This window comes from Algoriphagus sp. UBA3586, assembly GCF_002376385.1.
In the GTDB taxonomy this organism is placed as follows: Bacteria; Bacteroidota; Bacteroidia; order Cytophagales; family Cyclobacteriaceae; genus Algoriphagus; species Algoriphagus ornithinivorans.
The window spans coordinates 139,022-164,151 of the sequence record NZ_DFMT01000045.1 but is presented as its reverse complement, the minus strand read 5'-3'; the positions used below and the strand labels follow the sequence as shown (position 1 = coordinate 164,151).

Annotated in this window: 27 protein-coding genes; 10 read left to right on the top strand and 17 right to left on the bottom strand. The window is 39.7% G+C overall.

Going from position 1 to position 25,130, the window contains the following annotated elements:
* The first annotated feature begins 56 nt into the window (after positions 1-56).
* From B2906_RS16375 to B2906_RS16365, 3 genes are all read left to right on the top strand, one after another.
* On the top strand, positions 57-1,352 hold the full coding sequence (locus B2906_RS16375) for an ammonium transporter (RefSeq protein ID WP_091648569.1): 1,296 nt from the start codon (positions 57-59) through the stop codon (positions 1,350-1,352).
* A 107-nt stretch (positions 1,353-1,459) separates the two neighbouring features.
* Positions 1,460-2,632, top strand: a complete 1,173-nt coding sequence (locus tag B2906_RS16370; protein ID WP_286941781.1) for a porin — start codon at positions 1,460-1,462, stop codon at positions 2,630-2,632.
* Positions 2,633-2,920: 288 nt separating this feature from the next.
* Positions 2,921-3,283 carry a hypothetical protein gene (locus B2906_RS16365; RefSeq protein WP_144603872.1) on the top strand — a complete coding sequence of 121 codons (363 nt, stop codon included), beginning with the start codon at positions 2,921-2,923 and terminating at the stop codon, positions 3,281-3,283.
* Positions 3,284-3,319: 36 nt separating this feature from the next.
* On the opposite strand, the gene B2906_RS16360 is transcribed toward B2906_RS16365, so the two are convergent.
* Both B2906_RS16360 and dnaK read right to left on the bottom strand, forming a co-directional pair.
* Entirely contained in the window at positions 3,320-3,694 is a 375-nt protein-coding gene (locus tag B2906_RS16360; protein WP_144603871.1) for a co-chaperone GroES, read from the bottom strand.
* 218 nt (positions 3,695-3,912) lie between these two features.
* Positions 3,913-5,832, bottom strand: a complete 1,920-nt coding sequence (gene dnaK / locus B2906_RS16355; protein ID WP_144603870.1) for a molecular chaperone DnaK — start codon at positions 5,830-5,832, stop codon at positions 3,913-3,915.
* A gap of 542 nt (positions 5,833-6,374) precedes the next feature.
* On the opposite strand from dnaK, the gene B2906_RS16350 reads away from it, so the two are divergent.
* Positions 6,375-7,181: an MOSC domain-containing protein gene (locus tag B2906_RS16350; protein ID WP_286941778.1), complete on the top strand. Its 807-nt coding sequence runs from the start codon at positions 6,375-6,377 to the stop codon at positions 7,179-7,181.
* A 22-nt stretch (positions 7,182-7,203) separates the two neighbouring features.
* Here the strand turns inward: B2906_RS16350 and hemE are convergent, their stop codons facing one another.
* The 6 genes from hemE to truA form a co-directional block, all read right to left on the bottom strand.
* On the bottom strand, positions 7,204-8,229 hold the full coding sequence (hemE, locus tag B2906_RS16345) for a uroporphyrinogen decarboxylase (protein ID WP_286941777.1): 1,026 nt from the start codon (positions 8,227-8,229) through the stop codon (positions 7,204-7,206).
* Between the two features lie 106 nt (positions 8,230-8,335).
* Positions 8,336-8,863, bottom strand: coding sequence for a hypothetical protein (locus tag B2906_RS16340; RefSeq protein WP_144603868.1), 528 nt, complete (start codon positions 8,861-8,863; stop codon positions 8,336-8,338).
* Positions 8,864-9,032: 169 nt separating this feature from the next.
* Complete coding sequence (locus B2906_RS16335; RefSeq protein WP_286941776.1) at positions 9,033-9,551, bottom strand: hypothetical protein; 519 nt, start codon at positions 9,549-9,551, stop codon at positions 9,033-9,035.
* A 2-nt stretch (positions 9,552-9,553) separates the two neighbouring features.
* Positions 9,554-10,144, bottom strand: coding sequence for a hypothetical protein (locus B2906_RS16330; RefSeq protein ID WP_144603866.1), 591 nt, complete (start codon positions 10,142-10,144; stop codon positions 9,554-9,556).
* A 39-nt stretch (positions 10,145-10,183) separates the two neighbouring features.
* Entirely contained in the window at positions 10,184-11,956 is a 1,773-nt protein-coding gene (locus B2906_RS16325) for an ABC transporter ATP-binding protein (protein ID WP_286941775.1), read from the bottom strand.
* A 6-nt stretch (positions 11,957-11,962) separates the two neighbouring features.
* Complete coding sequence (gene truA / locus B2906_RS16320; RefSeq protein WP_286941771.1) at positions 11,963-12,721, bottom strand: tRNA pseudouridine(38-40) synthase TruA; 759 nt, start codon at positions 12,719-12,721, stop codon at positions 11,963-11,965.
* A gap of 102 nt (positions 12,722-12,823) precedes the next feature.
* Here truA and B2906_RS16315 point away from each other — a divergent pair, with 102 nt between their 5' ends.
* Both B2906_RS16315 and B2906_RS16310 read left to right on the top strand, forming a co-directional pair.
* Complete coding sequence (locus tag B2906_RS16315; RefSeq protein ID WP_144603863.1) at positions 12,824-13,306, top strand: DUF4293 domain-containing protein; 483 nt, start codon at positions 12,824-12,826, stop codon at positions 13,304-13,306.
* A 106-nt stretch (positions 13,307-13,412) separates the two neighbouring features.
* A complete protein-coding gene (locus tag B2906_RS16310; RefSeq protein ID WP_219956825.1) occupies positions 13,413-14,519 on the top strand; it encodes a trans-sulfuration enzyme family protein in 1,107 nt (368 codons plus the stop codon).
* Here the strand turns inward: B2906_RS16310 and B2906_RS16305 are convergent, their stop codons facing one another.
* The gene (locus tag B2906_RS16305; protein ID WP_286941766.1) at positions 14,520-14,927 is read right to left on the bottom strand and encodes a rhodanese-like domain-containing protein; all 408 of its coding nucleotides are present in this window, start codon (positions 14,925-14,927) and stop codon (positions 14,520-14,522) included.
* A gap of 137 nt (positions 14,928-15,064) precedes the next feature.
* On the opposite strand from B2906_RS16305, the gene B2906_RS16300 reads away from it, so the two are divergent.
* The 3 genes from B2906_RS16300 (at position 15,065) to B2906_RS16290 (ending at position 16,832) form a co-directional block, all read left to right on the top strand.
* Positions 15,065-15,514 (top strand): hypothetical protein, encoded by a 450-nt coding sequence (locus B2906_RS16300; protein WP_286941764.1) that lies wholly within the window; start codon positions 15,065-15,067, stop codon positions 15,512-15,514.
* Positions 15,515-15,606: 92 nt separating this feature from the next.
* On the top strand, positions 15,607-16,002 hold the full coding sequence (locus B2906_RS16295) for a PAS domain-containing protein (protein ID WP_091648613.1): 396 nt from the start codon (positions 15,607-15,609) through the stop codon (positions 16,000-16,002).
* Positions 15,999-16,832 carry an MBL fold metallo-hydrolase gene (locus B2906_RS16290; protein ID WP_286941761.1) on the top strand — a complete coding sequence of 278 codons (834 nt, stop codon included), beginning with the start codon at positions 15,999-16,001 and terminating at the stop codon, positions 16,830-16,832. Before B2906_RS16295 ends, B2906_RS16290 begins: the two co-directional genes overlap by 4 nt.
* A gap of 21 nt (positions 16,833-16,853) precedes the next feature.
* Here B2906_RS16290 and B2906_RS16285 read toward each other — a convergent pair whose 3' ends face one another.
* Positions 16,854-17,594 (bottom strand): MBL fold metallo-hydrolase, encoded by a 741-nt coding sequence (locus B2906_RS16285; protein ID WP_286941759.1) that lies wholly within the window; start codon positions 17,592-17,594, stop codon positions 16,854-16,856.
* 110 nt (positions 17,595-17,704) lie between these two features.
* Here B2906_RS16285 and B2906_RS16280 point away from each other — a divergent pair, with 110 nt between their 5' ends.
* Complete coding sequence (locus B2906_RS16280; protein WP_286941757.1) at positions 17,705-18,796, top strand: 6-phosphofructokinase; 1,092 nt, start codon at positions 17,705-17,707, stop codon at positions 18,794-18,796.
* 3 nt (positions 18,797-18,799) lie between these two features.
* On the opposite strand, the gene B2906_RS16275 is transcribed toward B2906_RS16280, so the two are convergent.
* From B2906_RS16275 to B2906_RS16245, 7 genes are all read right to left on the bottom strand, one after another.
* Positions 18,800-19,237 carry a DUF2214 family protein gene (locus tag B2906_RS16275; RefSeq protein WP_286941755.1) on the bottom strand — a complete coding sequence of 146 codons (438 nt, stop codon included), beginning with the start codon at positions 19,235-19,237 and terminating at the stop codon, positions 18,800-18,802.
* A gap of 131 nt (positions 19,238-19,368) precedes the next feature.
* Complete coding sequence (locus B2906_RS16270) at positions 19,369-19,527, bottom strand: hypothetical protein (protein ID WP_286941753.1); 159 nt, start codon at positions 19,525-19,527, stop codon at positions 19,369-19,371.
* A gap of 13 nt (positions 19,528-19,540) precedes the next feature.
* The gene (locus tag B2906_RS16265; protein ID WP_286941747.1) at positions 19,541-20,410 is read right to left on the bottom strand and encodes a restriction endonuclease; all 870 of its coding nucleotides are present in this window, start codon (positions 20,408-20,410) and stop codon (positions 19,541-19,543) included.
* The gene (locus tag B2906_RS16260; RefSeq protein ID WP_286941744.1) at positions 20,397-21,278 is read right to left on the bottom strand and encodes an ORF6N domain-containing protein; all 882 of its coding nucleotides are present in this window, start codon (positions 21,276-21,278) and stop codon (positions 20,397-20,399) included. The genes B2906_RS16265 and B2906_RS16260 overlap by 14 nt, the downstream gene beginning before the upstream one ends.
* Before the next feature lie 23 nt (positions 21,279-21,301).
* The gene (locus tag B2906_RS16255) at positions 21,302-22,840 is read right to left on the bottom strand and encodes a YifB family Mg chelatase-like AAA ATPase (RefSeq protein ID WP_144603852.1); all 1,539 of its coding nucleotides are present in this window, start codon (positions 22,838-22,840) and stop codon (positions 21,302-21,304) included.
* Between the two features lie 58 nt (positions 22,841-22,898).
* Positions 22,899-23,267: a hypothetical protein gene (locus B2906_RS16250; RefSeq protein ID WP_144603851.1), complete on the bottom strand. Its 369-nt coding sequence runs from the start codon at positions 23,265-23,267 to the stop codon at positions 22,899-22,901.
* Positions 23,268-23,296: 29 nt separating this feature from the next.
* Positions 23,297-25,129 carry an ABC transporter ATP-binding protein gene (locus tag B2906_RS16245; protein ID WP_286941739.1) on the bottom strand — a complete coding sequence of 611 codons (1,833 nt, stop codon included), beginning with the start codon at positions 25,127-25,129 and terminating at the stop codon, positions 23,297-23,299.
* Between the last annotated feature and the right edge of the window lies 1 nt (position 25,130).

Sequence of the window (25,130 nt, the reverse complement as noted above, 5' to 3'; positions counted from 1 at the left end):
TTGCTTTCAAACCTATCGAAAATTTTGAAATAAGTTCAAATTTTAATCTCAAACCTATGAAGTATTTCGCAACCCTGTTGGCCAATGATGTGGCCGCGATGGATCTCTCTTTGGAGATATCTCAAAACATCCTCACGACGAACAATGTCTGGATGATGCTTTCCACCGCCTTGGTATTTATTATGCACCTCGGATTTGCTGGAGTGGAAGCAGGATTTGGCCAAGCCAAAAACACGGTGAACATCCTGTTCAAAAACACCGTCACCCCAATTATCGGAATTATCTCCTATGCCGCCATTGGATTTTATCTAATGTATCCTGGTTTTGAAACACCAGGATGGCTAAGTTTTGATTTCGCCGGTTGGAACATGTTCTGGTTTTCACCTGCCAGTGCTGATGTAAGTTCTGCTTATGCAGATGGAGGCTACACCTATTGGACTGATTTCTTGTTCCAAGCCATGTTTGCCGCAACAGCTGCCACAATTGTATCTGGCGCGATAGCTGAGCGTGTGAAACTAGGTGCCTATTTGGTGTTTACTCTCTTCTTTGTTGGAATTGTTTATCCTTTGATAGGCAGCTGGAAATGGGGTGGAGGCGCGTTGGATGCCATGGGATTCTATGACTTTGCAGGAAGTACGCTGGTACACTCTGTAGGTGGATGGGGAGCCTTAGCCGGTGTGATCTTGGTTGGCCCTCGAATCGGTAAGTACGTAAACGGAAAAATTGTAGAAAAGCCTGGTGCTTCTGTGCCTTTGGCCGTAATCGGTGTATTCTTACTTTGGTTAGGCTGGTTTGGATTTAATGGTGGCTCAGTGCTATCTGCTGATCCTGGATTGGTTTCCTTTGTTTTGGTAACCACTTCTCTTGCAGCCTGTGCAGGAGGATTGGGTGGATTCCTTACAGCCTACTTTGCTTTCAAGAGATTAGACTTAGGGATGGTTTTGAACGGTATTCTGGCTGGTCTTGTAGCCATTACAGCTGGAGCCGATGTAATTAACCCAGGTTCCGCAGTGCTGGTTGGTTTAATCGGAGGCGTTTTGGTAGTGCTTTCTGCCATCCTTTTAGATAAATTTCACCTTGACGATGTAGTAGGAGCCGTGTCGGTTCACCTGACCTGTGGGGTTTGGGGAACATTGGCAGTGGGTATTTTTTCCACTAATCCTGAGCATACATTGCTAACTCAACTTATCGGTGTTGCAATCTGTGGCGTTACTGCCTTTACTGCAGCTTTTGTGATCTTCTTTGTTTTGAAGAAGACGGTTGGTATCCGTGTCTCAGAAGAGCACGAGCGTACAGGTCTTGATTCCCACGAACATGGAATCAGAGGTTACACTATCGTTTACGACGAATAGTATCAAAAAAATAAAGAACCCCGCCCGTAGAAAAAAATGCGACTCTCTTTCAAGCGGGCAGGGGTCCTATTGGTCAACTCTATCATTCACCAACACTCAAAATTAAAATGAAAAATACATTACTACTAATCCTATGCATAGTTGTTTCTTCCTTCCATGTATCTTTTGCTCAAGAAGAAACTGAAAAAGCTCCTCCCTCTTTGACACTTTCCGGTTCTGTTGATGCGTATTTCAGAACTAATCTCAATGCACCTAATAAAGGTGAAAACATCATGGCTCCGGCCACTTCTTTCGGAAATCTCCCTGGATTTTCATTGGGTATGGCAAATATTATAGCCACTTATGAGGGCGATAAGATTGGAGCTGTGGTTGATTTAGTATTTGGCCCAAGAGGCGAAGACGCCGTTTTTGGATCTCCACTTTATGCAGGAGGAATGGCTGGAAGCTCCCAGATTATCAATCAGATGTACGTCTATTGGAATGCGAGTGACAAAGTGACTTTCACTTTGGGGAACTTCAACACCTTCTTGGGTTACGAAGTGATTTCTCCGACTGGAAATTTTAATTACTCGACTTCCTACATGTTTTCTTATGGACCTTTCTCTCATACAGGCTTGAAGGCTGATATCGCACTTTCTGATAAATTTTCTTTCATGGCCGCTGTGATGAATCCAACAGATATGACGGAGTTTAACCTAAATGGGACCTATACGCTAGGAGCTCAGTTGGGGTATTCAACTGATGCGGGAAGTACATTCTTGAATGTGGTGTACGGAGATCAGGACGGGAAACTAAGCAACGACGGATCATTAATGTCCGGGCAAACTTCCGGAGGAAATACCTTTCAGGTAGATTTGACTACGGGCTTTAATCTAACTGATGCCGTGTATTTAGGTGTAAATACCACCTATAACACCACTTCTTCTGGAGAGTTTTTCAGTGGTTCGGACGTGCAAGACTCCGAAGGTGATGGTTATGGTTTTTATGGATTTGCGGGCTACTTGCAAGCTACAACTTCTGAAAAATTTGCCTTGGGCTTACGAGGTGAGTACTTCAGCGTATTCAACTCAGGGTTGGACGGTGTTGTAGGATTAGATAGTTCCGGTGATGGAAATGTATTTGCGGTGACTCTTTCAGGGAATGCAAAAATTGGCAAGAATTTGACCCTAATCCCTGAAATCCGATTGGATACCATGGGAAATGAATTCTTTATGAATAAAGATTTGGCTGCAACCAAAAATCTTTCTTCGTTTTTACTGGCTGCAGTATTTGCATTTTAAGCTAATAAACAGGGTCTATTGTTGTGTGAAAGCCGGGGTGATTTTCGCCTCGGTTTTTTTTATTTCATAATTTCTTTAGGATTTTTGGATCAAATGGAATGATGAACCAACAATAATGCTGCGATTTTTCAATAATTAGGATGAAATTAAAACTGAACAGAAAATAAGTTTTTAAACATTTTTTAAAATTTAATTTCTAATGATCGGATTTTTTGAAGAAAAAATACTGAAAAGTGAAACAATTTCTTTTTTCTGCTGTATATCTTTGTACAACCCAAATATACAGATATGAAAAAGTTATTGCTCTTTCTATCAGCCTTTTGCATCCTAGGTTTCGCTCAAGCACAAAGCTTATCCAAAGGACCTAAAGCCAAAAATGCTAAAGTCTGGAAAACCCAAGATAAGTCGCTCAAAGTTGTTTTCCATTCTTCTCCTCAAACTCTAACCGGAGCAGAAGCTAAAAATTTTAAGCAGTGGAATTCTGAGTCGGCAAAACTTCAGATTAGAACTAGATCGGAAATCAACAATCCTAAAGGTCTCGAAGCTAAAAACAGAAAGGTCTGGGAGAAATCTCAAAAAATTCAGGTTAATTCAAAGGCATCCTATATTGAGCCTAAATCCATGAGGAAGAAAAAACTCTGGTGGCATTAAAAAAGAAAGCTCGGTTTATATTCCGAGCTTTTTTAATTATAGATCTTGTTCTCTTTCCAGCATCAAGATTGATGCCTGTGAGACTATAAAGTATTTTTCTCCTTCATACATTACTTCGTGAGCTCCAGAAAGAAGGAATATGGCTAAGTCTCCTTCTTTTGCCTGCAAAGGGACATACTTTACTTTTTCTTCATTTTCCATCCAGGGTTCATGATCATCTGCAGGCATAGGAATAGGATATCCCGGGCCAGCCTTTATGATGTAGCCTTGTTGAACTTTTTCCTTTTCCTGAACTCCAGGAGGCAGATAAAGTCCGGTGCTTGTTTTTTCGTTGGGTTTTTTCAGGCGAATTAATACCCTATCTCCCACTACAATTAGCTTTTTCAATTTATTGTCTGCCGTGAGTTGCATAATCGAATGATTATTGATGAAATCGAGCATGTCGGAGCCGACACACACTGGGATGCCCCGATGTATCGGGGAACATAAGTGAGATTCCATGTGACCTTTGAGAAACAAATTATAAACACATGAAAAAAGCCAAGAGTCGAGATACTATCATCTTGATCCTTGGCTCTTAAAAGGATTAGGCATCCGCCAATGACGGATGCCTAAGTTGGTTTAGTTTATTATTTCTTTTCTTCGTTTACTTCTTCGTAATCTACATCAGAAACTCCGTCACCGGCATTTTCTGCTCCAGATGAAGCTCCTGCATCAGCACCCGGCTGAGCTCCAGCTCCCTGAGTTGCATTGTAGATTTCTTGTGAAGCTGCTTCCCAAGCCTTATTCAAGCCTTCCATGGCAGAATCAACTCCAGCCAAATCTTGAGACTGATGAGCGGCTTTCAAGGTGTCAAGTGCTCCTGAAATGGCAGTTTTATTGCCTTCAGAAAGTTTCTCACCATATTCTTTCAACTGCTTTTCAGTTTGGAAGATCAAGCTATCAGCTTGGTTCAACTTTTCGATTTTTTCTTTCTCAGCTTTATCAGCAGCTGCATTTGCTTCTGCCTCTTTCTTCATTCTGTCGATTTCTTCCTGAGAAAGACCAGAAGAAGCTTCTATTTTAATCTTTTGCTCTTTGCCAGTTCCTTTGTCTTTAGCAGACACATTCAGGATACCATTCGCATCGATATCAAAAGTAACTTCAATTTGAGGTACTCCTCTCGGTGCTGGCGGAATATCCGTTAACTGGAATCTACCAATAGTTCTGTTATCCTTCGCCAATGGTCTCTCACCTTGTAGGACGTGAATATCTACTGCTGGCTGATTGTCAGCTGCTGTAGAGAAGACCTCTGATTTTTTGGTTGGGATAGTCGTATTTGCTTCAATTAATTTGGTCATTACTCCACCCATGGTTTCGATACCAAGAGAAAGAGGAGTTACATCCAATAGCAATACATCTTTCACTTCTCCAGTCAATACACCACCTTGGATAGCAGCACCGATAGCTACTACCTCATCAGGGTTTACACCCTTAGAAGGTTTCTTGCCGAAGAATTTCTCTACTTCTTCCTGGATTTTTGGTATTCTGGTAGAACCACCTACCAAGATTACTTCATCTATGTCAGATGGAGACATTCCTGCATCTGACAAAGCCTTTTTACATGGCTCCATTGATCTTTTTACCAAATCCTCTGAAAGTTGCTCAAACTTAGATCTGCTTAAGTTTCTCACCAAGTGCTTAGGGCCTGACTGAGTGGCAGTAATGTAAGGAAGGTTTATTTCTGTAGATGATGAGCTGGATAATTCAATTTTTGCTTTCTCAGCTGCTTCTTTCAATCTCTGAAGAGCCATTGGATCTTTTCTCAAATCGATTTGCTCTTCAGCTTGGAATTCAGAAGCCAACCAGTTGATGATAACCTGGTCGAAGTCATCACCACCCAAGTGTACGTCACCGTTGGTAGACTTTACTTCAAATACACCGTCACCTAATTCAAGAATTGAAATATCGAATGTACCACCACCAAGGTCATACACTGCAATTTTCATGTCTTGGTTTTTCTTATCCATACCATAAGCCAATGCAGCTGCAGTAGGCTCGTTGATGATACGCTTTACTTCCAAACCAGCGATTTGACCGGCTTCCTTCGTAGCCTGACGCTCTGCATCATTGAAGTAAGCTGGTACTGTGATTACTGCTTCCGTTACTTCCTGTCCTAAGAAGTCTTCTGCTGTACTCTTCATTTTTTGAAGAATCATCGCAGAAATTTCCTGAGGAGTGTATGATCTGTCACCGATTTTTACGGCAACTGTATCGTTTGATCCTTGTTCTACTTTATAAGAAGCATGTTTTTTCTCTTCTGAAACTTCAGAGAACTTCTTACCCATAAATCTCTTTACGGAGGAAATGGTATTGCCCGGGTTGGTAATTGCCTGACGCTTTGCAGGATCACCCACCTTGCGCTCTCCATTTCCATTGTCAAGAAAAGCCACAATTGATGGAGTGGTTCTTCTTCCTTCACTGTTTTGGATGACTACAGGCTCGTTACCCTCCATTACAGCTACGCAGGAGTTGGTGGTACCCAAGTCAATGCCTATAATTTTTCCCATGATTATAAATTTTAATTTAGTTGCTGAATTAATACGTCTCCCTATCTTCAATGCTTATGCCAGCCCATATTTTTCTATTATTCGTGTCACAATGGCAGAAAACAAGACAATTTTTTAGCTGGATTTTCAGTTTTTGTCAAGACAACTCGGAATTTGGCTGAGATTATGACAGGCAAAAAAATATTGTGCCATGCAACTTTCATTGGCTATGTAGCATCTTTAGGTTATGAGAAAAGTAATTTTTAAATCCTTCAAATCGGATAAAGCTAAATGGATGTTTGTTTTGCTTCTAGGATTCTCATTTTGGAGCATTAGGGAGTTATTCCTGACGTATTTATGTAATTGGGAGACTTGGGAAAGCTGGATTCCTGATTATCATTTTTTAGACTTTAAACGAGTATTGTTTACGATTTTTAGCAAATAGTGCCTTTTTCCAAATACAGGCTATTTTGATTTAAGCATTCGCTAGTAAAAATTGTATGCTGGAAAAGAAGATTCTCAGCCAAACCTGTTTTATCTTGAAGGGTCAAAAAAAAACATATATGAGTCAAGATATTTTTTTACAGGATATTTACATATACCCCATTAAATCATTGGGGGGAATCCGAATGGAGGTCTGTCGGGTGGAGGAAAGAGGATTTCAATTTGACAGAAGATGGATGTTGATTGATCCTCAGGGAAGGTTTGTCACTCAGAGAGAATATCCCCGATTGGCCTTGTTGAAAGTACAGTTGGAATCTGATTTTCTGAAAGTATATTCTTCAGAAAGACCTGAGGATTACATTCAAATCCCTTTAATTTTAGAAGGATATGAATCAGTGGAAGTAGTAGTATGGGATGATACCATGCTCGCCAAAAAATTAGATCCCAATATCGATAAATGGTTTTCTGAAAAATTGGGCATGGAGGTTCATTTGGTCAAAATGCCTGAAACCACCCATAGACTTGTGAGTCCTAAGTACGCTGTTGACAATGAGTCTGTCAGTTTTGCAGATGGTATGCCGTATTTGCTGATAGGACAAGAGTCCTTGGATGATCTCAACTCCAGGTTGGAGAGCTCTGTGCCTATGGATAGGTTTAGACCTAATTTGGTTTTCAGTGGAGCCAAAGCTTATGAGGAAGATTCTTGGAAGACGCTCAAGGTAGGCGAGGTCGATTTTCAAATTGTGAAACCTTGTGCCCGTTGTGTGATGACTACCATAGATCAGGAGAATGCAACAAAAAGTAAGGAGCCTCTTAAAACTTTAGCAAGCTTTAGAACTGTCAATAACAAAGTGCTTTTTGGGCAGAATATGGTAGCACTATCTCATGGAATACTCAAGGTGGGTGATCAGGTTAGCATCCAATAAAAAAGAGCCCGAAGGCTCTTAATCATTTAAAACTTTTTACTGTTTGTATAAATACTTTGACCATGTCAGGGTCTATGTCTGGATATACTCCGTGTCCTAAATTCGCAATATGTCTGCTGCCTTTAAATTGCTCCATCATTTGTATAGTGGCGGTCCTTACCTGGTCGTGGTTGCCATATAGAGCAGCAGGATCCAGATTTCCTTGTAAGGTCTTATTTTCTCCAATCATCTTTCTGGATTCAGAGATCCCCATATTCCAATCCAAGCCGATAGTTTCACAGTTTAATTTTCCCATGGCTTCTCTTGCGAAAAAGGCTCCTTTTGCAAAAACTGTTTTAGGAACTTCATTTACTGCATCACAGATTTGTCGGATATATCGAAGAGAAAACTCTTCATATTGTTCTGGTCCTAATATTCCAGCCCAACTATCAAAAATCTGAACCAAGTCTGCACCTGCTTGAATTTGAGCTTTGAGATAGTTGATAGTGCTGTCAGTAATCATCTGAAGCAGTAGGTGCGATAATTTAGGCTCAGTATAGAGCATAGCCCTTGCTTTGGAGAAAGTTTTGCTGCCGCTTCCCTCTACCATATAGGCGAAAATTGTCCACGGTGCACCTGCAAATCCAATCAGAGGAACGCGTCCATTCAATTCTTTTTTGGTGATTTCTATGGCTTTGATAACATAGCTTAGGTCATTTGCTCCATCAGCGACCCGAAGTTTTTGAAGATCAGAAGCCGAGCTCACAGTGTTTGGAAACCAAGGTCCTCTTTTCTCTACCATTTCATAAGGTAAGCCCATAGCTTCCGGAATTACCAAAATGTCTGAAAAAATGATCGCTGCATCCACTCCCAAAAGATCAACAGGCTGAATGGTCACCTCAGCCGCTAGCTCTGGAGTTTGTGCTAATTCAATAAAACCGGAAACAGATTCTCTTACCGCTCTGTATTCCGGAAGAATTCTACCTGCCTGGCGCATGAGCCAAACAGGAGTTCTCTCCACTTTTTCACCTTTTGCTGCTCTTAGCAGCAGATCGTTTTGGATTTGCATGGTGCAAAGATAGGAAGCAAATAATATTTGGCTGATAATTCTTGCACATAAAAAAAGACCGGAATCAAGTTCCGGTCCTAATTTTCTTTAAAGCGCACAGTTGTTTTTAATTTCTAGGATAGGTTTTTATAAAATCCTCTTCTTCTATTCCATAATATTCCATGGTAGCCGTGTAATCCGAGTAGTCCATTCTAAAGTTGGCAGGATCTGCAGGAATTACAATTGCCCGGAAAATTTGATTTTGGGTGAAATCTGAACCTAAAGTGGAAGGATCAATTGCGCCATCTAAGAAGCAAATCACATCTCTTCGGGTAAAGTCAAAATTATAAACCAAAATACCATTGTCCAGATAATAAGTTTGAGGCATTAGTCTCCAAATGTCTTCACCTTCAAATTCTCCTACTAATAAGTAGACCAAGACCTTATCACTTGCTAAATTGGCAGAAGGAAATGTAAATGAAATTTGGTAATCATTGGCGGCTGTAAAATTGCCCCCAAATTCAAAGGCTTTCCCTACAATAGTTACTCCATCTAAACCATCCAATCCCGGAGGTCCTGGAGGTCCCATTGGACCTTCACATGCCTGAAAAGCCAATAAGGCTATAAGGCTGAAAATTGCGCTAAGTCTTTTCATGTTTAATTATGGGTTAAGTGATTAAAAGAGTTTAAACTAGATCGAAAACTTAGAGACGCAACTCTTGTTCAAAATAGTTTAGTTTATTAAAATATTATTTGGTAATTGATTTAATCTTTAACACGAAATTTCGGAATAGAAAGTTGGTTAAAAATCCTTAAGAGGAGATTTACTCCTTAATCGGAGCAATAACTCTTACCTCACTTTCCGAAATAATCTGGTCGATAAATATTCCGGTCAAAGTCAGGTTGGCTGAGTCAGCATAAGTTTTTAATTCCTCCTTCACTGTTTCCGGTCCAGGCATCACCCATTTATTTCCCCTAATCGTAGCGAGTAAATAGCTTGATTCAGTAAAAATCCGAGTTTCATAATTCTCGCCTGTGAGCGATTGATTTAATCCGATGAATACTTTCATCGTGTCTAATTTACCTGCCGGCTCCACTTCATAGATGGTATGAAGGCTAGATCCTGGACGTAAGTTTTTTTGCCCTTCCATTTCCTTAAAGGCTTCTGCAAGCTTCTCATCTTGAGGTATGCCTATAAAATAGATTCCGCTGAGAGGTGGAGGGTTTTTTTGCTCCCAAGTAATTTCAATTGGATTTTTTCCTCCAAGATTTACAAAAACGTAATAGGCTGAAGCTCCAAGAAAAAGAAGAACCAATAGAATTACAAAAACCTTCTTTGCCATAATCAGAATAAGTATCGAACTCCAATCCCGCCTTGACCTTTGATATGGCCCACTCTATCTAACAGCTCTAAAAAGAATCCTACCTCAGCGAAAACTGAAATTGGGGCTTCACTGAAATAATATTCCGCTCCCCCGAATAGCTCAGGCCCAAAATCAATATTGCTTCTTTCTTCTGTCCTTGGTACTAATCCGGGACCTCCGACCTGGCCTTGGCTATATGAGTAATTCACTCTCGTGGAGCGCAATTGGGCGCCTATCCCTGCATAGCCTAAAAGATAGCCTTCAGTGATCTCAAACATATCTGTGATGTCTTCATGCAAAGCTATTCTGCCGTGGATTGATGCTCCTTTTTTGGCACTGTGACCAATGTAAAAGGCATTGGATGCAGGAGGATTATTTTCAAAATCTCTCTGATAATAAGAGTTTCCATTGACTCCTCCGCTTCCGACCATCAATTCCCAAGAGATGTAGTCATCAAAGAAGTCTTTGTAAGTCAAAGAAAATGGTTCTCCTAGACGAACGCCTGCTCCTCTTTCCTGTGCCATAGCAAGAAAAGGCAACAGAAATAAAAGTGTTACTAATCTGTATTTCACGATAATAGTTGGTTTTTGAACTTCTAAGCAAAATTCGGGCTAAATAGCCATCGTTTTCAATTGCATTTGATGCAATTGGGTATAATAGCCACCCTGATTCAGTAAAGAATCGTGCGTTCCCTGCTCTACTATTTCACCTTTATGCAAGACGATAATTTTATCTGCTTTTTGAATAGTGGAAAGCCTGTGAGCAATGACTATGGAGGTTCTCCCTTTCATCATCCTCTCTATAGACTCCTGAATTAGTTCTTCTGTCTCAGTATCTACAGAAGATGTCGCCTCATCCAAGATGATAATTTCAGGATTATATACCATCGCTCTGACAAAGGATATCAGCTGACGCTGTCCAACTGATAAAGTCGCACCTCTTTCCATTACATTGTAATCCAAACCTCCTGGAAGGCGCTCAATAAATTTCTTTGCCCCAACCATTTCAGCCGCCTCCATTACTTGCTCTCTACTGATATTGGGATTGCCTAAGGTGATGTTGTAGTAAATGGTATTGGAAAAAAGGAACACGTCCTGTAATACAACCCCAATGTGTTTTCGTAAGGTGCTTAATTCAAACTCCCTAATGTCCGTACCATCGATGGTGATGGAGCCTTTGTTGATTTCATAAAAGCGGGAAAGCAAATTGATTATTGAAGATTTCCCGGCCCCTGTAGCTCCGACCAGTGCTACTGTTTGTCCCGGTTTTACTTCGAAATTGATATTTTTCAATACATAATCTTCATCAACATAAGCAAACCAAAGATCTTTGACTTGAATATCTCCTTTGACTTTTTCAGGATTGAAATTTCCTTCATTTGCAATATGTTCCTTGCTATCCAGCAATTTGAAGATTCTGGAAGAGCTCACCACGCCCATTTGAAGTGTGTTGAATCTATCAGCAATCATCCGAATTGGACGGAAGAAAAGCTGCAAATACATGATAAAGGAAATCAAAACGCCTATTTGGAGTTCCATGCCCAAAACTCCCACAGCTCCATACCATACCACTAATCCAATACCGATAGCTTGGATGATTTCAGCAACCGGGAAATAAATGGAATAGTAAAGAACTGATCGAATATGCGCTCTTCTATGCTCTCGATTTATTTCTTTGAATTTTTCAAACTCTCTATCTTCCCGATTGAAAATCTGCACGATGTTCATCCCGGTGATATGCTCCTGAAGAAATGAGTTGAGGTTAGAAACAGCATTCCTTACATCATTGAACGTCACCTTGATTTTCTCTTTGAAAATGTAGGTCGAAATGATCATCAATGGCAGCGTACATAAACTGACTAAAGTAAGCTTCCAGTCGATGTAGAACATCACTCCTAAAATGGTTACCAACTGGAGAAGATCACCAATAATAGCAGCAAGGCCCTCGCTGAATACATCTGCCAGCGTTTCGATATCGGAGATATTTCTAGTAACCAATCTACCGATAGGAGTAGTATCAAAGAATTTCAATTTTAATTTTAACAGGTGATTATAAAGTCGAACCCTTAAATCCCTGATGATCACTTGACCAATCCAGCCTGAATAATAGGTTTGCGCCCATTGAACTATGGCCTGTAAAATCATAAGACCCACTAGAATGTAGATCATTCGAATCAGTCCCTGACTATCTCCAATTGCAACATAGTCATCGATGGCAACCTGAATAAAGTAGGGCCTTGTTGGGGCCAAAAGAGCCAAAGTAATAGTTAAGAATACCAAAAAATAGAATTGGGCCTTATAAGGCTTTACGTATTGATAAAGCTGCCTCAGTACTTTGGTGTCGACTATTTCGCCGGATGATTCTTTTTCTTTCTGTAAGCTCAAGGTATGCTAATCTAAGTAAATATTTTCCGGATATACGATTTTGCTCAGGAATAGCCCCTTTGCCGGAGCAGCTTTTCCAGCTTTGTTTCGATCTTTGGATTTAATTATTTCATCCATTGATTCCACTGGCTTTTTTCCCAAACCTATATCCACTAAAGTTCCGACAATCGCCCGTACCATGCCACGTAAAAAACGATTAGCGGTTATATGGAATAACAATTCCCCATCTTTTTGTTCCCAGTGGGCTTGTTTTATTTGACATCTGAAATGATTGACTTCAGTATGGACTTTACTGAAACATTCGAAGTCCTCATGATTCAGTAAAACTAAAGCCGCATCATTCATTTTCTGGAGATCAGGAGTGAAAAAAGAAGTCCAGGCAAACTCATCTAAAAATGGGCTTTTTCTGAAAATCATCCGGTAAACATAAGATCTTTCTATCGCGTCGAAGCGGGCATGTGCATCATCTGTAACCTTTCTAATCGAATGAATGGCAATTTCCTTAGGGAGAATTCCATTGAGCCCTTTCAGTAACTTTTCCCGGTCAAATTCCTGAGGAATGTCCACGTGACAAACTTGCATGCTGGCATGAACACCGGTGTCAGTTCTTCCGCTTCCCATGATAGTCAAGGGTGTTTTAAAATAGGTGCTCAGGGCAGACTCGATGGATTCCTGCACCGTAAAGGCGTTTTGTTGAATCTGCCAACCATGAAAAGGACCTCCGTGGTAACTCAATTCCAGAAAATATCGCTGAATCCTGCTCATAAGGCGCAAAGATACAATTCCTGCCTGATTCCGATAGCTTCCATAAGGCTTTCCTTGTGAAAGCGGGGATTTGGGCTTTTCTTTGCCAAAAATTATAGAAAAATGATTCAGCGCGTTCAAACCATATTTCTTTTCTTGGTAGTCATCTGTATGGGAGTGACTATTGGTTCAACTCTTTGGGTACAAAGCCAAACTGGCTCAGGTACTGGAGATTCTTGGGAGTTAACTGCCTTTATGTTGAATAATGTGGATTCTAGCGGAGAAGTGATTCAATCCTCTTCCAAATGGTATATTGCCACATTAGCTTCATTTGCCGGTTTATTAGCTTTGATTTCAATTTTTCAGTACAAGAATCGAACCCGTCAGATGATGTTTAATATGATCAATAGTTTGATTATGGTAGGCTTGGTTGTTGCCGTGTTTCTTACTACTAATGGAATCAACTCAGCAATCAATGCAGTAGAATCAGGCAGCTATCAGTTAGGTTTTTGGGTTATTTTGGCTGCAATGGTTTTTAACATGCTAGCCAATCGGTTTATTAGAAAAGATGAGGCTCTGGTCAGGTCAGTAGATAGAATCAGATAAAAGATGCCCTGAGGATTTAAATTCTCAGGGTTTTTTATGGGTTTAAAATTTTGGAATGAATTGAATTCTATTTTCATTTCTTAATTTCATGGCAAATACTTTTAACATGAAATTCGAAACCCTCGCCATACATAAAGGAAATACCAATTCGGATAAAAATAATCCGGTTGTTCAACCTATCACACTGAGTACTACTTTCCATCACGGAGAGGGTGAAATGCTTTATACTAGAGCAAATAATCCCAATAGGCAGTCCTTGGAGCAAGTAATTGCAGTTTTGGAAAGGGGAGAAGATGCAGCTGCTTTTTCCTCAGGGAATGCTGCAGGAACAGCTGTTTTTCAGGCATTGGAACCGGGTTCTCACATTGTAGCTCCTGATGACATGTATCATGGACTTCATAATTCCATGACCATGTTATTCAAGGGAGTTCATGAGGTAAGCTTTGTAGACATGTCCAATCTTGAAGAAGTGAAAAAAGCAATTCGGCCTAACACTAAATTATTTTGGGTTGAGACTCCTTCCAATCCCTTGTTGAAAGTCACAGACATCAGGAAAATCTCCGAGCTTGCAAAAGCCCAAAAAGCGCTATTGGTTTGCGATAATACTTTTGCAACGCCAGTATTTCAAAATCCACTATTGCTTGGCGCAGACATGGTCATGCATAGCAGTACAAAGTATTTTGGAGGGCATAGCGATATCTTAGGTGGAGCCTTGGTTACTAAAAGTAAAAATGATTTTTGGGAGAAAATCAAAACCGTTCAGAAAGTAGGAGGAGCTGTTCCTTCTGCGATGGATTGTTATTGGTTGTGTCGCAGCATAAGGACTCTTGCCTATAGGATGAAAGGTCATGCTGAGCATGCCATGATTCTGGCGGAGTATTTAAGCGTTCACCCAAAAGTAGAAAAAGTACATTATCCAGGATTGAAATCTCATCCGGGACATGAGGTGGCAGCGGGTCAAATGAGCGGGTTTGGAGGAATTGTTTCTTTTCAAATTAAGGGAGATGCCCAAAGGGCAGATCAATTCATCTCTCATCTTCAACTTTTTGCAAATGCAACCAGTCTAGGAGGAGTGGAGAGTTTGATCGAAAGAAGAGCTGCTGTAGAAGGTCCAGAAACTAAAACTCCGCCAAATTTGATTCGAATTTCTGTAGGTTTAGAGCATACCGATGATTTGCTGGAGGATTTGGATCATGCTTTTTCCAAGGTTTAATCATTCAAAAGGGTATCCCTTTCTAATCCAGTTACCTAAACCACCTTCTAAATGGTATATTTTGCTATACCCATTTTTAGCCAAGAACTCAGAAGCTTGCAAGCTCCTGACTCCTGCGCTGCAATAAATCAAGATTTCTTGTTCCTTGGGGAGTTTTAGAATTTCATCCTGAAAATCGGTTCGATAAAAATCGATGGAAATGGCATTGGGAATTTTACCTGACGCGATCTCCTCGGCAGTTCTAACATCTACCAAAAGTGCTTTTCCAGAGGAAAGCTTTTCAGAAAATTCTTTCTCGTCCAGTGAGACAACCGAATTTGCTGCTTCTTCATTGGATTGATTTTCTCCTTTTGGAGTACAGGCCAATACGCTGGTTATGAGGAAAAGTAATAGAGCTAGGTTTTTCATACAGCAAAAAAAAGAAGGTTTATTCTAATTCTTGGTGATTTTTTTCACATTTCTTCATGAGGATACAAAGAAAAAGCTGATACAAATCATAGAAATTTTAGAAAATTAGTTTTATACTTAGGGAAGCAAATGGCAAAATGATGAGAATTCCCAAGGCTCAAATATTCGAAGCGTGTAAACTCAAGCAAGAGCAGATTATTTCTGATTTTAAGACAGAAATATCCAATTTAAAGAGTGAAATCTATGATCGGGATGTTATTCCAAGTCAAGGTGACTCAAGTTCTTCAGAGCGCCACCAGGTCTTGCTCAGATATGAGCAGGAGCTTGAACATTTGGAACAGGAGTTAGGTGTTTTGGATTCTATTTCTGCTGAAAAGATTTGTGAAACAGTTGAGCTTGGAGCGGTAGTAATTACTGATTCTCTCAGTTTTTTTGTTTCGATTTCTGCTGAAGAGTTGAATGTAAATGGTGGTAAAATCTTCGGTATCTCCGTTCAGGCTCCACTGTATAAGGCCATGAAAGGAAAGAAAAAGGGAGATACTTTTTCTATCAATCAAAAGCAATATGAGATTTTGGATGTATATTAATTTCCTTACAAATTGATTGTTTTTCAATAATTTAGCGAATTATATTAGGATTTTTCTTAACTTTTTAGAAGGTTATATAATAAAAAAGAACCATGCCAGCACAAGCCTTAGAATTAATCTTAGGTAGACAATTTGTAGATAGTCTCAGTATGCCCGCATTTTTGGTAGATACCGAGGGTAATTTATTGTTTTATAATGAACCTGCAGAACAAATATTTGGGCTTAGATTCGGTGAGACTGGTGGGATGAGAGTAGAGGAATGGTCTACAATTTTTACTCCTACAGATAAAGATGGCAAACTGCTCCCTCCAGAAGGACTACCACTCGTAAAGACCCTGACATCCAAAGAACCGGCCCATGGATCTTTTTATATAGATAATTTGAACGGTGAAAGGATTTTTATCACGGTGACGGCATTTCCAATTATTGGTAGGCCAGATAGGTATCTAGGAGCTATGGCTATGTTTTGGAAAAGCGAAATGCTATGAATATCAAAGTTTGGGGCTGTCGAGGATCCCTTCCTTCTCCAGGACCTGAAAATAATAAATACGGAGGGAATACATCCTGCGTTCAGGTCTACGATAAGGATACCTGTATTATTTTGGATGCTGGCTCTGGTATCCAACGCCTTGGAAGATTTTTGAGTCCTGAAATTAAGGAAATACATATTTTACTGACTCATCTTCACATAGATCATACGATGGGTCTGGGTTTTTTTCTGCCATTATACAATCCAACGGTTGAGGTTCATTTATGGGGACCTTCTTCCAGCACAGATCCTTTATTGCAACGATTGAGAAGATATTTTTCAGCTCCCTTATTTCCTGTGAGACTTGGAGATCTGCCCAATCATCCGATTATTCATGAGTTGAGTATGACTGATTTTGAACTTGGAAGATTTAAAATTAAGTCTGAATACGTATGCCACCCTGGGCCGACTCTCGCGTATAGAATTCAATATGAAAATTCAATTTTTGCCTACATTCCAGATCACGAATTAAGAATTGGGTCAGCTGATTTTCCTAATAATCCAGAATGGACAAGTGGCTTTGAAATAGCCAATAATGCAGACTTACTTTTTCACGATGGGTCATATACTATCAAGGAGTATCCCCAAAAAATAGGTTGGGGACATAGTGCTGTAAAAGACGTTATATTATTTGCCCAAATGTGTAAGGTGAAGAGACTTGCTGTATTTCATCATGAACCGACCAATACCGATCAGCAATTAGATGAGATTCTTTTGAATAATTTGAAAGATCAAACTTTCGATTTTCAAATCGAGATGTGTAGGGAGGGCAATACTTATTCTTTTTGAAGCTATTACAATCGTTTATAATCAATTTTCCGGATACCAGTTTCTCAGTCTAACTTCTACCTCTGGAGTAGATCCACTTACCAAGGTTTTAAATTTTTCTACATCACTCAAACCATTTCCTCCTCGGTAATGATAGGGATAAACTATTCCCGGTTTGAATGCTGACACTGCACTTGCAGCCTGTTCTACATCCATGGTGTAAGGAAGATTCATGCATACAAAGGCAACATCAATATTATTTAAGGACCTCATTTCAGGTATGTCCTCTGTATCTCCTGATAGGTAAAAGTTCTTTCCTCCGAGATTCAAAATATATCCATTACCACGTCCTTTTGGATGCCTAGAGTCAGAAGTTTCCGGTAGGTTGTACATGGGTATGGCTGAAATTCCCACCCCTAAAATACTTTTCGACTCTCCATTCCCCAAAACTTCCACACTCTTGTATGTATTGGTTGGCAGTTTTTCAGCCACAGCCGAAGGTGCGATGATAATGGTTTGACTTAAATCTAAGCCATCCAATGTTTCTTGATTATGGTGGTCTCCGTGAATATCAGTGATCAGTACTATATCTGCCTTTTTTTGATTGGAGAATCGCTCAGCGCCACCGTAAGGATCGACATAGATTGTTAAGTTTTCATATTCCAATACCACCGTACCATGCAGGATAGGAGTAACTTTTACAGGGTTTTTTTCTGTAGGAATTATATCTTGGGCAAATCCGATACTTGTAAAGAAGAGAAAAAGAATGGTCAGTTTTTTCATGGCGAATGTATTTGGGGTTTAACAAGAAAAGCCTAATCGCTGTTTGGATATTTGATTTAATATCGGGTATTTATCGATTATATTCCACAATATTTTACAAGGTTCACATTATGAAGAAACTTTTAATATCGACTGGCGGAGGTGATTGTCCGGGATTGAATGCAGTTATTAGGGGCATCACCAAAAGAGCGTTACAGGAAGGGGGATGGGAAGTTTGGGGAAGTTTTGAAGCATTTAATGGATTGATGGAAGAACCTGCCAGGCTGATCAAATTAGATGAAAAAAATACAGCGGGGATTCATGTTTTGGGAGGGACTATGCTAGGAACTACCAATAAGGGAAATCCTATCAGATTCTCCGAAAAGCAAGCTGATGGAAGCATTAAGGTGGTTAACAAGATTCCAGATTTGGTGGCCAAATTAAAAGCTGAAGGGTTTGAAGCAGTAATCAATATTGGAGGTGATGGCTCACAGGAAATATCTCAGGCTATGCATGAAGCAGGAATGCCAGTAGTCGGAGTACCTAAAACCATCGATAATGACTTGTCTTCCACTGATTTCACTTTTGGTTTCCAAACTGCCGTTCAGATAGCCACAGATTCATTTGATAGGTTAGTAACAACTGCAGCCAGTCACCATAGGGTGATGATCATGGAAGTGATGGGCAGAAATGCCGGTTGGATTGCGCTTTACACTGCCATTGCAGGAGGTGCTGAAATCTGCCTGATTCCTGAAGTTCCCTATGACCTTGATGAAGTTGTCGAGAAAATCGAGTCCAGATATAATAAGGGGCGAGGATTTGTGAACATTGTCATTGCCGAAGGAGCACATGCCAAAGAAGGCTCAATTACTTCCAGTCAGGGAGAAGAGGGAAGGATTTCTGTTCGTCTGGGTGGAGTAGCCTACACCCTCAGTGAACAATTGAAGGCTGCCGGAATTGATGCAGATATCAGAGAGACGGTTCTAGGTCATACCCAGCGAGGTGGAACTCCTATTGCTTTTGATAGAGTGATAGCTTCTGTTTTTGGGGTCAAAGCTTTTGAGTTGGTTTTGGAGAAAAAATTTGGGCAATTAATCGTCCTGTTGAATAATGAGTATACTTCAGTACCAATCAAGGAAGCAATTTCCGCATACAATTATGTAGATCCAAAGGGAACTTTAGTAGCGGCAGCGAAAGGATTAGGGATTAGTTTTGGAGACTGAAAGTCATAATATTCTAATTCCCTTAGCCATCAAACCAGCAAGAATGGGAATGATAATTAAAAGGATTAATTCAGTATAAACGGACCACCTGACCAATTTGGGGATATTGACAATTTGGTCGGGAAGTCCTTTCCCTTGTTTGATAAAGAATACAGTAGGATAGATCGATATTAGTCCAATTGCGATAAATAAACCTAGTTTCAAGTGAAAGGTAGGATTCTGGCTGTAAAACTCAGTGGGTTTCCCATATCCTCCAAGCCAGAGGGTTAAGCCGACGGCAAGGAGCGTTAGAGCCGAAATACCGTAAAGTCCATCGATTTTTCCTAAAACTTGAATTTGCTTTCTGTTTAATGATTTTTCTATCAAAAAAAACTCAGCGAATAATGTTCCTGCTAAAACAAATATGGAAACAAAATGAAGGTAGCGTAACAAAATCTCCATGATAAAAATGATTGGACTTCATGAAAGTTCGTTATTTATGAAACGAAATCAAATGGTTATTAACCAGTAAAAAGGAGGAGTTAGAAAGTCAGAATGACTAGATTATACAAAGAGGATAATTTCAGATATTATTAGTTGTTTTTTATTGGCTTCATATCGTTATAACCTCTTTCATACCCTTTTCGAATAGCAGCCTTTGCTTCCTCCCAATTTAGAGCAGTGTCAATTATTAGAAAAGTAAATAATCCTAAAACAAAGGCGATGATTTCTCTTTTGGTGATTTTTCTCATTTCATAAATTTGATTATTCCCTAAATTTCGAAAAATAACTAAAATCTACATCATAGACTACTTTTGGCTTTAGCCCCAATTCAACTTTTTCAAACATTTCAACGAGTTTCTTACCATCTACGAGTTCAATTGGAGGAGCTCCGTCGCGAGAAGCTTCTTTTTCAGCTTCTCTAGAGAAAGATCCTGTAGTAAGAATAATTCCTTTTTCAGCTCGACCTATCATTGCATTTCGAAAGTCTCCAACTTGAGCTCTTGAGACAGCACCCTCGTAACGTTTACACTGAAAAATCACTTTGAAACTGACAAAGGGGTTTAATTCTAAAACACCGAAACCATCAATTCCTCCATCATGAGATTTTCCTGTGACTTCAACTTTTTCAAAACCATGTTCCCTTAGAAGTTCCTTACAAACATTTTCAAATCCACTTGGTGAAAGAGACTTTAAAACTGATAAAAGATTGTTTTCTGCACTTACTTCCGCGGATTCAGGTGTTTCCTCTTCTTGGTTCTCAATTATTTCTTTTTTTGATTTATCCTTTCTGATTTTCTGATTGATTTCAACCCATTTCAGAAATATTTCCCTTGATTCTTCAGGCGTTAAAATAGTCTTTTTTCCTTTCTCGGTGAGCTTCCATGTTCCTCTTGTAGAGGAATCTAGGAGACCCTCCCAAATTAAATATTGACGAGCCCAAGCTACCTGATTGTGAAAACGATTTCCCCCTGATTTGAGGGTCTCATCCAAGAAACTTTCATCTAGTTCAAGATTTTGAGCTATTCTCTCAGAAACTTCTTTTGGTTTTCCTGAGTAACCTAATTCTCTTAAAGCGTCTAACAGAGGACCAAACCATTGTACAAACTCTGCCTGGTTTTTACTTTTTTTCATTTTTGACTTTAATTTCTTTCAGAAGTATTTCAACAAAATCATTCATTTGTGAAAAGGCAAACCATTTTTTACCCAGGTCTTTAAGAGAAGCACCAAAATGGTATAAGTCAGAATTATCAACAATTAGAAATCGATCATGACTTTTATTGAATTCTTTGATAAAAATCTTCGGATATTGACTATTATGTTTTTCTATATCTAGCTTGAAGTTTCTGTTAATTTCCTTTGTGTAAATGGTTGCTTCAACTTCCGATGATCGTTTATTTAATAGTATTAAGATTGTTTCATCAACATAATTGTCGATTAGTATTATTTCCTTTTTGGCTGATTTAATTAAACCAGCATCAAAAGTGTATGCATCGAAAATTTGTCCATCGAAAAAAATTCCTTTTTGAGGTTTCAATAGGTCCTTTTCCAAAGCATTGAACAATTGGTCAAACTTTTTTTCATTTTCAAGCTGCTTTGTTTCTAATTGAAACAAACGGTGAAAAAGTGGAGCGCTTTGTATCAGTAATTTTCTCATTTCAACAAACGCTTTCATTATCTCTACACTTACCTGAACTGCTGTATCTGTGTGTAATACAGATGAAAGCATGGCTATACCCTGTTCGGTGAAAACATAAGGTAAAGTTCTTCTTCCTCCGTGGGTATTTGAAGTACCAGAATGGTACTTCAAGTTTCCCCATTCACTTTTGGTCAATTGAAACACAAAAGAATTTGGAAATCTCTTAGGGTTACGGTTTACTGCTCGATTTATAAATTTAGTCTCGGTTTGATAAAGTACGGCCAAATCACTGTCCAACATCACCTGTTGTTCTCTGATTGTTAGAATTTTATTTTCTATTTCTTTTAATTCTTGAGAACTCATATTCAATAAAAAATATCAAAACATCAACCTGCCCATCCCTCTCTGTCCAGGCTTCGGTATTGAATGGCTTCTGCTAAGTGTTCTACTTTAATATCGGCTGAATCCGCAATATCAGCAATGGTTCTGGCTACTTTCAGGATTCTGTCATAGGCTCTGGCTGATAAGCCAAGCCTTTCCATAGCAGTTTTGAGTAGAGCCTTGCCAGCTTCATTAATTTGGCAAACTTCCTTCACCATATGAGAGGGCATCATTGCATTACAATAAACTTCAGGATTGTTGGAAAAACGCTCTTTTTGCCTGTCTCTTCCCTGAATTACACGTTCTCGAATAGCTTTGCTGGATTCACTCTTTCTGGTGGAGGTCATCTCATCAAATTTAACAGGAGTCACTTCCACATGTAAGTCTATTCGGTCTAGAAGTGGACCAGAAACTTTGTTTAGGTAGCGTTGAACTATTCCCGGGCCACAAACGCACTCTTTTTCCGGGTGATTGTAATACCCACATGGGCAAGGGTTCATGCTTGCGATTAGCATGAAATTCGCAGGATAATCAACTGAGACTTTTGCCCTTGAAATGGTCACTTTCCGCTCTTCCAAAGGCTGGCGCATCACTTCTAACACTGTTCTTTTGAACTCGGGTAATTCGTCTAAAAAAAGAACTCCATTATGAGCTAGGGAAATTTCTCCAGGTTGGGGATTGCCTCCTCCACCAACTAAGGCTACGTCGGAAATCGTATGGTGGGGGCTTCGAAATGGCCTATTAGCCAATAAAGAGGCATTTTTTCCTAGTTTTCCCGCAACTGAATGTATTTTAGTAGCTTCCAGAGCTTCCTGTAAGGATAGTGGAGGCAATATCGAAGGCAGTCTTTTAGCCAGCATGGTTTTTCCTGCCCCGGGAGGCCCAATCATGATGACATTATGCCCTCCTGCTGCTGCGATTTCCATAGCCCTTTTGATATTTTCCTGACCTTGTACATCCGCAAAATCAAACTCTACATCATCCAGCGAGTGGTAGAAAATTTCTCTCGTATCAGTGATCAAAGGCTCAATGGCGAGGTCCCCCATTAAAAAATCGGCTGCTTGATTTAGAGTTTCTACTCCGATGATATCCAAACTATTGACTATAGAGGCCTCCTTGGCATTTTCCAAAGGAAGAATAAAGCCCTTAAAACCTCTTTTTCTAGCTTCAATCGCAATGGGAAGTACTCCTTTGATTGGCCTTAGTTTACCATCCAATGCGAGTTCGCCCATAATGACATATCGGTCTAGTTCCGGAAATTCCACCTGCTCAGAGGCCTGCAAAATCCCCATTGCAATAGGAAGGTCATAGGCAGACCCTTCTTTTCTAATATCAGCGGGAGCCAGGTTGATGACTACTTTTTGGCGAGGCATTCTAAAACCAAAATATTTCAGAGCTGATTCCACCCTTTGTTGAGATTCTTTCACAGCAGAATCAGGCAGGCCTACCATGTAAAAACTGGTACCTTGTCCAACATTGACTTCTATTGTTATAAGATTTGCGTCTACTCCTGAGACTGCGCTTCCAAAAGTTTTTGCGACCATAATGAAAAAAGGAAACCGATTGGTTTCCTTAAATATACTATTAGTTAATAATTATTTATCAATCCTTCGTGAAATTTTGTCTTGGAGGAAGTGTTCCAGATTCAGGTTCAGAACTTTTCGTAGGAGCTGATTTAGGTTTTTCAGGTAAGTCAGGATGCTCAAAATCATAGATTTTAGCTTTTAATTTATTAATCTCAATTTCCATTTTGTTGATTTTGGAATTTTGGGATGAGGAAACTGCTTTACCTATTCCCCAGTTAATCAAAAACAAGACAAAACCAATCAAAAGGATAGTAACCATGGACTGAGAGGTGACTTCCTGCATTCCAAAAAGGCCTCCTAATGTGTCAAAAGCCATAAAAAACACCAAATAAAGAAGGAAATAGACCAACAGGACAATCTGAAGTACTTGGTGAAACTTTTTCATAATTTTATCAATTAAATTTTTCGAATATACTAAACTGACTGAATACTGGAAAGCTTTTGATATAAGCCCTCTCTTTGCATCAGCTCTGTATGTGTACCACTTTGAACAATCCTTCCCTTTTCAATTACGAGAATTTCATCTGCATGTTGGATGGTGCTTAGGCGATGGGCAATTACTAATGTAGTTCTGTTTTTCATCAATTTGGTAAGGGCTTCCTGGACTAGTAATTCAGATTCAGAGTCCAGTGCAGAAGTCGCCTCGTCCAAAATCAAAATTGGAGGGTTTTTTAGAACTGCTCTGGCAATACTCAGTCTTTGTCTTTGTCCTCCGGAAAGTAGAGATCCTCGTTCTCCTATATTACTTTGGTAGCCATCTTCCATCTTAATGATGAACTCATGGGCATTGGCAATTTTGGCTGCCTCCATGACTTGTTCCTCGGTAATGTTTTCAAGCCCAAAAGCTATGTTATTGAAAACAGTGTCATTGAATAAGATGGATTCTTGGGTAACTATTCCCATGAGCCTTCTAAGACCTTCCATGTCAAACTTTCTCAGGTCTTTTCCATCTAACAGGATTTCTCCTTCTGTAGGATCATAAAATCTGGGAACTAAGTCGGCAAGCGTAGATTTCCCTCCCCCTGAAGGGCCAACCAATGCGATAGTCTTCCCTTTTTCCAAAGAAAAATTGATGTCCTGAAGTACCCTCTGATCCTGATAAGCAAAGCTGACATTTTTGAATTCAATGCCTTGATTGAATCCTTCCGGAAATATGGGCTTTTCAGGATTTTTTATTTTAGAGGGAGTATCTACTACTTCGAAAATCCGCTCCGCAGAGGCTATCCCCCTTTGAATACTGCTGACTGCTCTAGAGATTTCTTTAGCTGGATTGAGTACTTGCGTAAAGATGATAATGTAGGTGATGAAGTCAGATGCGCTCAAGTCTGAATTTCCACTTAATACCAAACTGCCACCATAAACAAGAATCCCTGCAACTACAGTGACTCCCAAAAACTGGGAAATAGGAGAGGCTAACTCATTTTTGCGGGCCATATTCACATTGACGGCTGCATAATAATCAGTTTCCTGATCAAATTTACCAAACATGAATCGCTCTGCGTTGAAAGCTTTGATCACCCGCATTCCTCCTAAAGTCTCGTCTAGGATATTGACAATTCTACCCAAAGATTGCTGACTTTGAACAGCTCTTTTTTTCAAGCGACGGGTGATCCCTCCTATAATTGCTCCAGAAATGGGAATAATTAAAATGGTGAACAGAGTCAATTTAACAGACATGAAAAACAGCACGGCAAAATAGAGAATGATGGTCGCTGGCTCTCTGAAAACAACTCTCAATGACTGTACAATAGTGTTTTCAACTTCCTGAACATCATTGGTCATTTTTGACATCAAATCACCTTTTCGTTCATTGGAAAAATATCCAATGTGAAACCTGGTCACCTGACCGAATATATCGGAGCGCATATGCTTGATGACAACAGCGCGAACTTTGGCTAATACTACTCCCGAGAGATAGGTGAATAAGTTGGAAAGAAAAACGGAGCAAACAATAATGATACAGACGAATATCAGGGTTCCCACTTTTCCATAATCATCCTGAATATCGAGAAAATAATGATTGAATAAGCCCGTAAAGTATTCAATGGACAGAGAGAATTCAGGTAGAGTCCTGTATTGCTCCAAGGTCTGAGGATCTACTTGCTCAAATATGACATCAAATAAGGGCTTTAATAAAGTGAAGTTTACTAAGCCGAAAATGATGGAAAAAAGCGTGTAGAAAATATATGTGGGAACGAATCTTCCAAAGGGTCTAGCGTAGGATAGAATTCGTAAATAAGTCTTCATG

Excerpts from the sequence above, each read along its gene's own strand:
- B2906_RS16360 (WP_144603871.1), bottom strand. The coding sequence starts at position 3,694 with ATGCAACTCACGGCAGACAATAAATTGAAAAAGCTAATTGTAGTGGGA.
- B2906_RS16310 (WP_219956825.1), top strand. The coding sequence starts at position 13,413 with ATGAAATTCGAAACCCTCGCCATACATAAAGGAAATACCAATTCGGAT.
- B2906_RS16275 (WP_286941755.1), bottom strand. The coding sequence starts at position 19,237 with ATGGAGATTTTGTTACGCTACCTTCATTTTGTTTCCATATTTGTTTTA.
- B2906_RS16315 (WP_144603863.1), top strand. The coding sequence starts at position 12,824 with ATGATTCAGCGCGTTCAAACCATATTTCTTTTCTTGGTAGTCATCTGT.
- B2906_RS16255 (WP_144603852.1), bottom strand. The coding sequence starts at position 22,840 with ATGGTCGCAAAAACTTTTGGAAGCGCAGTCTCAGGAGTAGACGCAAAT.
- B2906_RS16300 (WP_286941764.1), top strand. The coding sequence starts at position 15,065 with ATGATGAGAATTCCCAAGGCTCAAATATTCGAAGCGTGTAAACTCAAG.
- hemE (WP_286941777.1), bottom strand. The coding sequence starts at position 8,229 with ATGCAAATCCAAAACGATCTGCTGCTAAGAGCAGCAAAAGGTGAAAAA.
- B2906_RS16245 (WP_286941739.1), bottom strand. The coding sequence starts at position 25,129 with ATGAAGACTTATTTACGAATTCTATCCTACGCTAGACCCTTTGGAAGA.
- B2906_RS16370 (WP_286941781.1), top strand. The coding sequence starts at position 1,460 with ATGAAAAATACATTACTACTAATCCTATGCATAGTTGTTTCTTCCTTC.
- B2906_RS16260 (WP_286941744.1), bottom strand. The coding sequence starts at position 21,278 with ATGAGTTCTCAAGAATTAAAAGAAATAGAAAATAAAATTCTAACAATC.
- dnaK (WP_144603870.1), bottom strand. The coding sequence starts at position 5,832 with ATGGGAAAAATTATAGGCATTGACTTGGGTACCACCAACTCCTGCGTA.
- B2906_RS16350 (WP_286941778.1), top strand. The coding sequence starts at position 6,375 with ATGAGTCAAGATATTTTTTTACAGGATATTTACATATACCCCATTAAA.
- B2906_RS16340 (WP_144603868.1), bottom strand. The coding sequence starts at position 8,863 with ATGAAAAGACTTAGCGCAATTTTCAGCCTTATAGCCTTATTGGCTTTT.
- B2906_RS16250 (WP_144603851.1), bottom strand. The coding sequence starts at position 23,267 with ATGAAAAAGTTTCACCAAGTACTTCAGATTGTCCTGTTGGTCTATTTC.
- B2906_RS16265 (WP_286941747.1), bottom strand. The coding sequence starts at position 20,410 with ATGAAAAAAAGTAAAAACCAGGCAGAGTTTGTACAATGGTTTGGTCCT.
- B2906_RS16365 (WP_144603872.1), top strand. The coding sequence starts at position 2,921 with ATGAAAAAGTTATTGCTCTTTCTATCAGCCTTTTGCATCCTAGGTTTC.
- B2906_RS16280 (WP_286941757.1), top strand. The coding sequence starts at position 17,705 with ATGAAGAAACTTTTAATATCGACTGGCGGAGGTGATTGTCCGGGATTG.
- truA (WP_286941771.1), bottom strand. The coding sequence starts at position 12,721 with ATGAGCAGGATTCAGCGATATTTTCTGGAATTGAGTTACCACGGAGGT.
- B2906_RS16295 (WP_091648613.1), top strand. The coding sequence starts at position 15,607 with ATGCCAGCACAAGCCTTAGAATTAATCTTAGGTAGACAATTTGTAGAT.
- B2906_RS16290 (WP_286941761.1), top strand. The coding sequence starts at position 15,999 with ATGAATATCAAAGTTTGGGGCTGTCGAGGATCCCTTCCTTCTCCAGGA.
- B2906_RS16335 (WP_286941776.1), bottom strand. The coding sequence starts at position 9,551 with ATGGCAAAGAAGGTTTTTGTAATTCTATTGGTTCTTCTTTTTCTTGGA.
- B2906_RS16375 (WP_091648569.1), top strand. The coding sequence starts at position 57 with ATGAAGTATTTCGCAACCCTGTTGGCCAATGATGTGGCCGCGATGGAT.
- B2906_RS16305 (WP_286941766.1), bottom strand. The coding sequence starts at position 14,927 with ATGAAAAACCTAGCTCTATTACTTTTCCTCATAACCAGCGTATTGGCC.
- B2906_RS16285 (WP_286941759.1), bottom strand. The coding sequence starts at position 17,594 with ATGAAAAAACTGACCATTCTTTTTCTCTTCTTTACAAGTATCGGATTT.
- B2906_RS16270 (WP_286941753.1), bottom strand. The coding sequence starts at position 19,527 with ATGAGAAAAATCACCAAAAGAGAAATCATCGCCTTTGTTTTAGGATTA.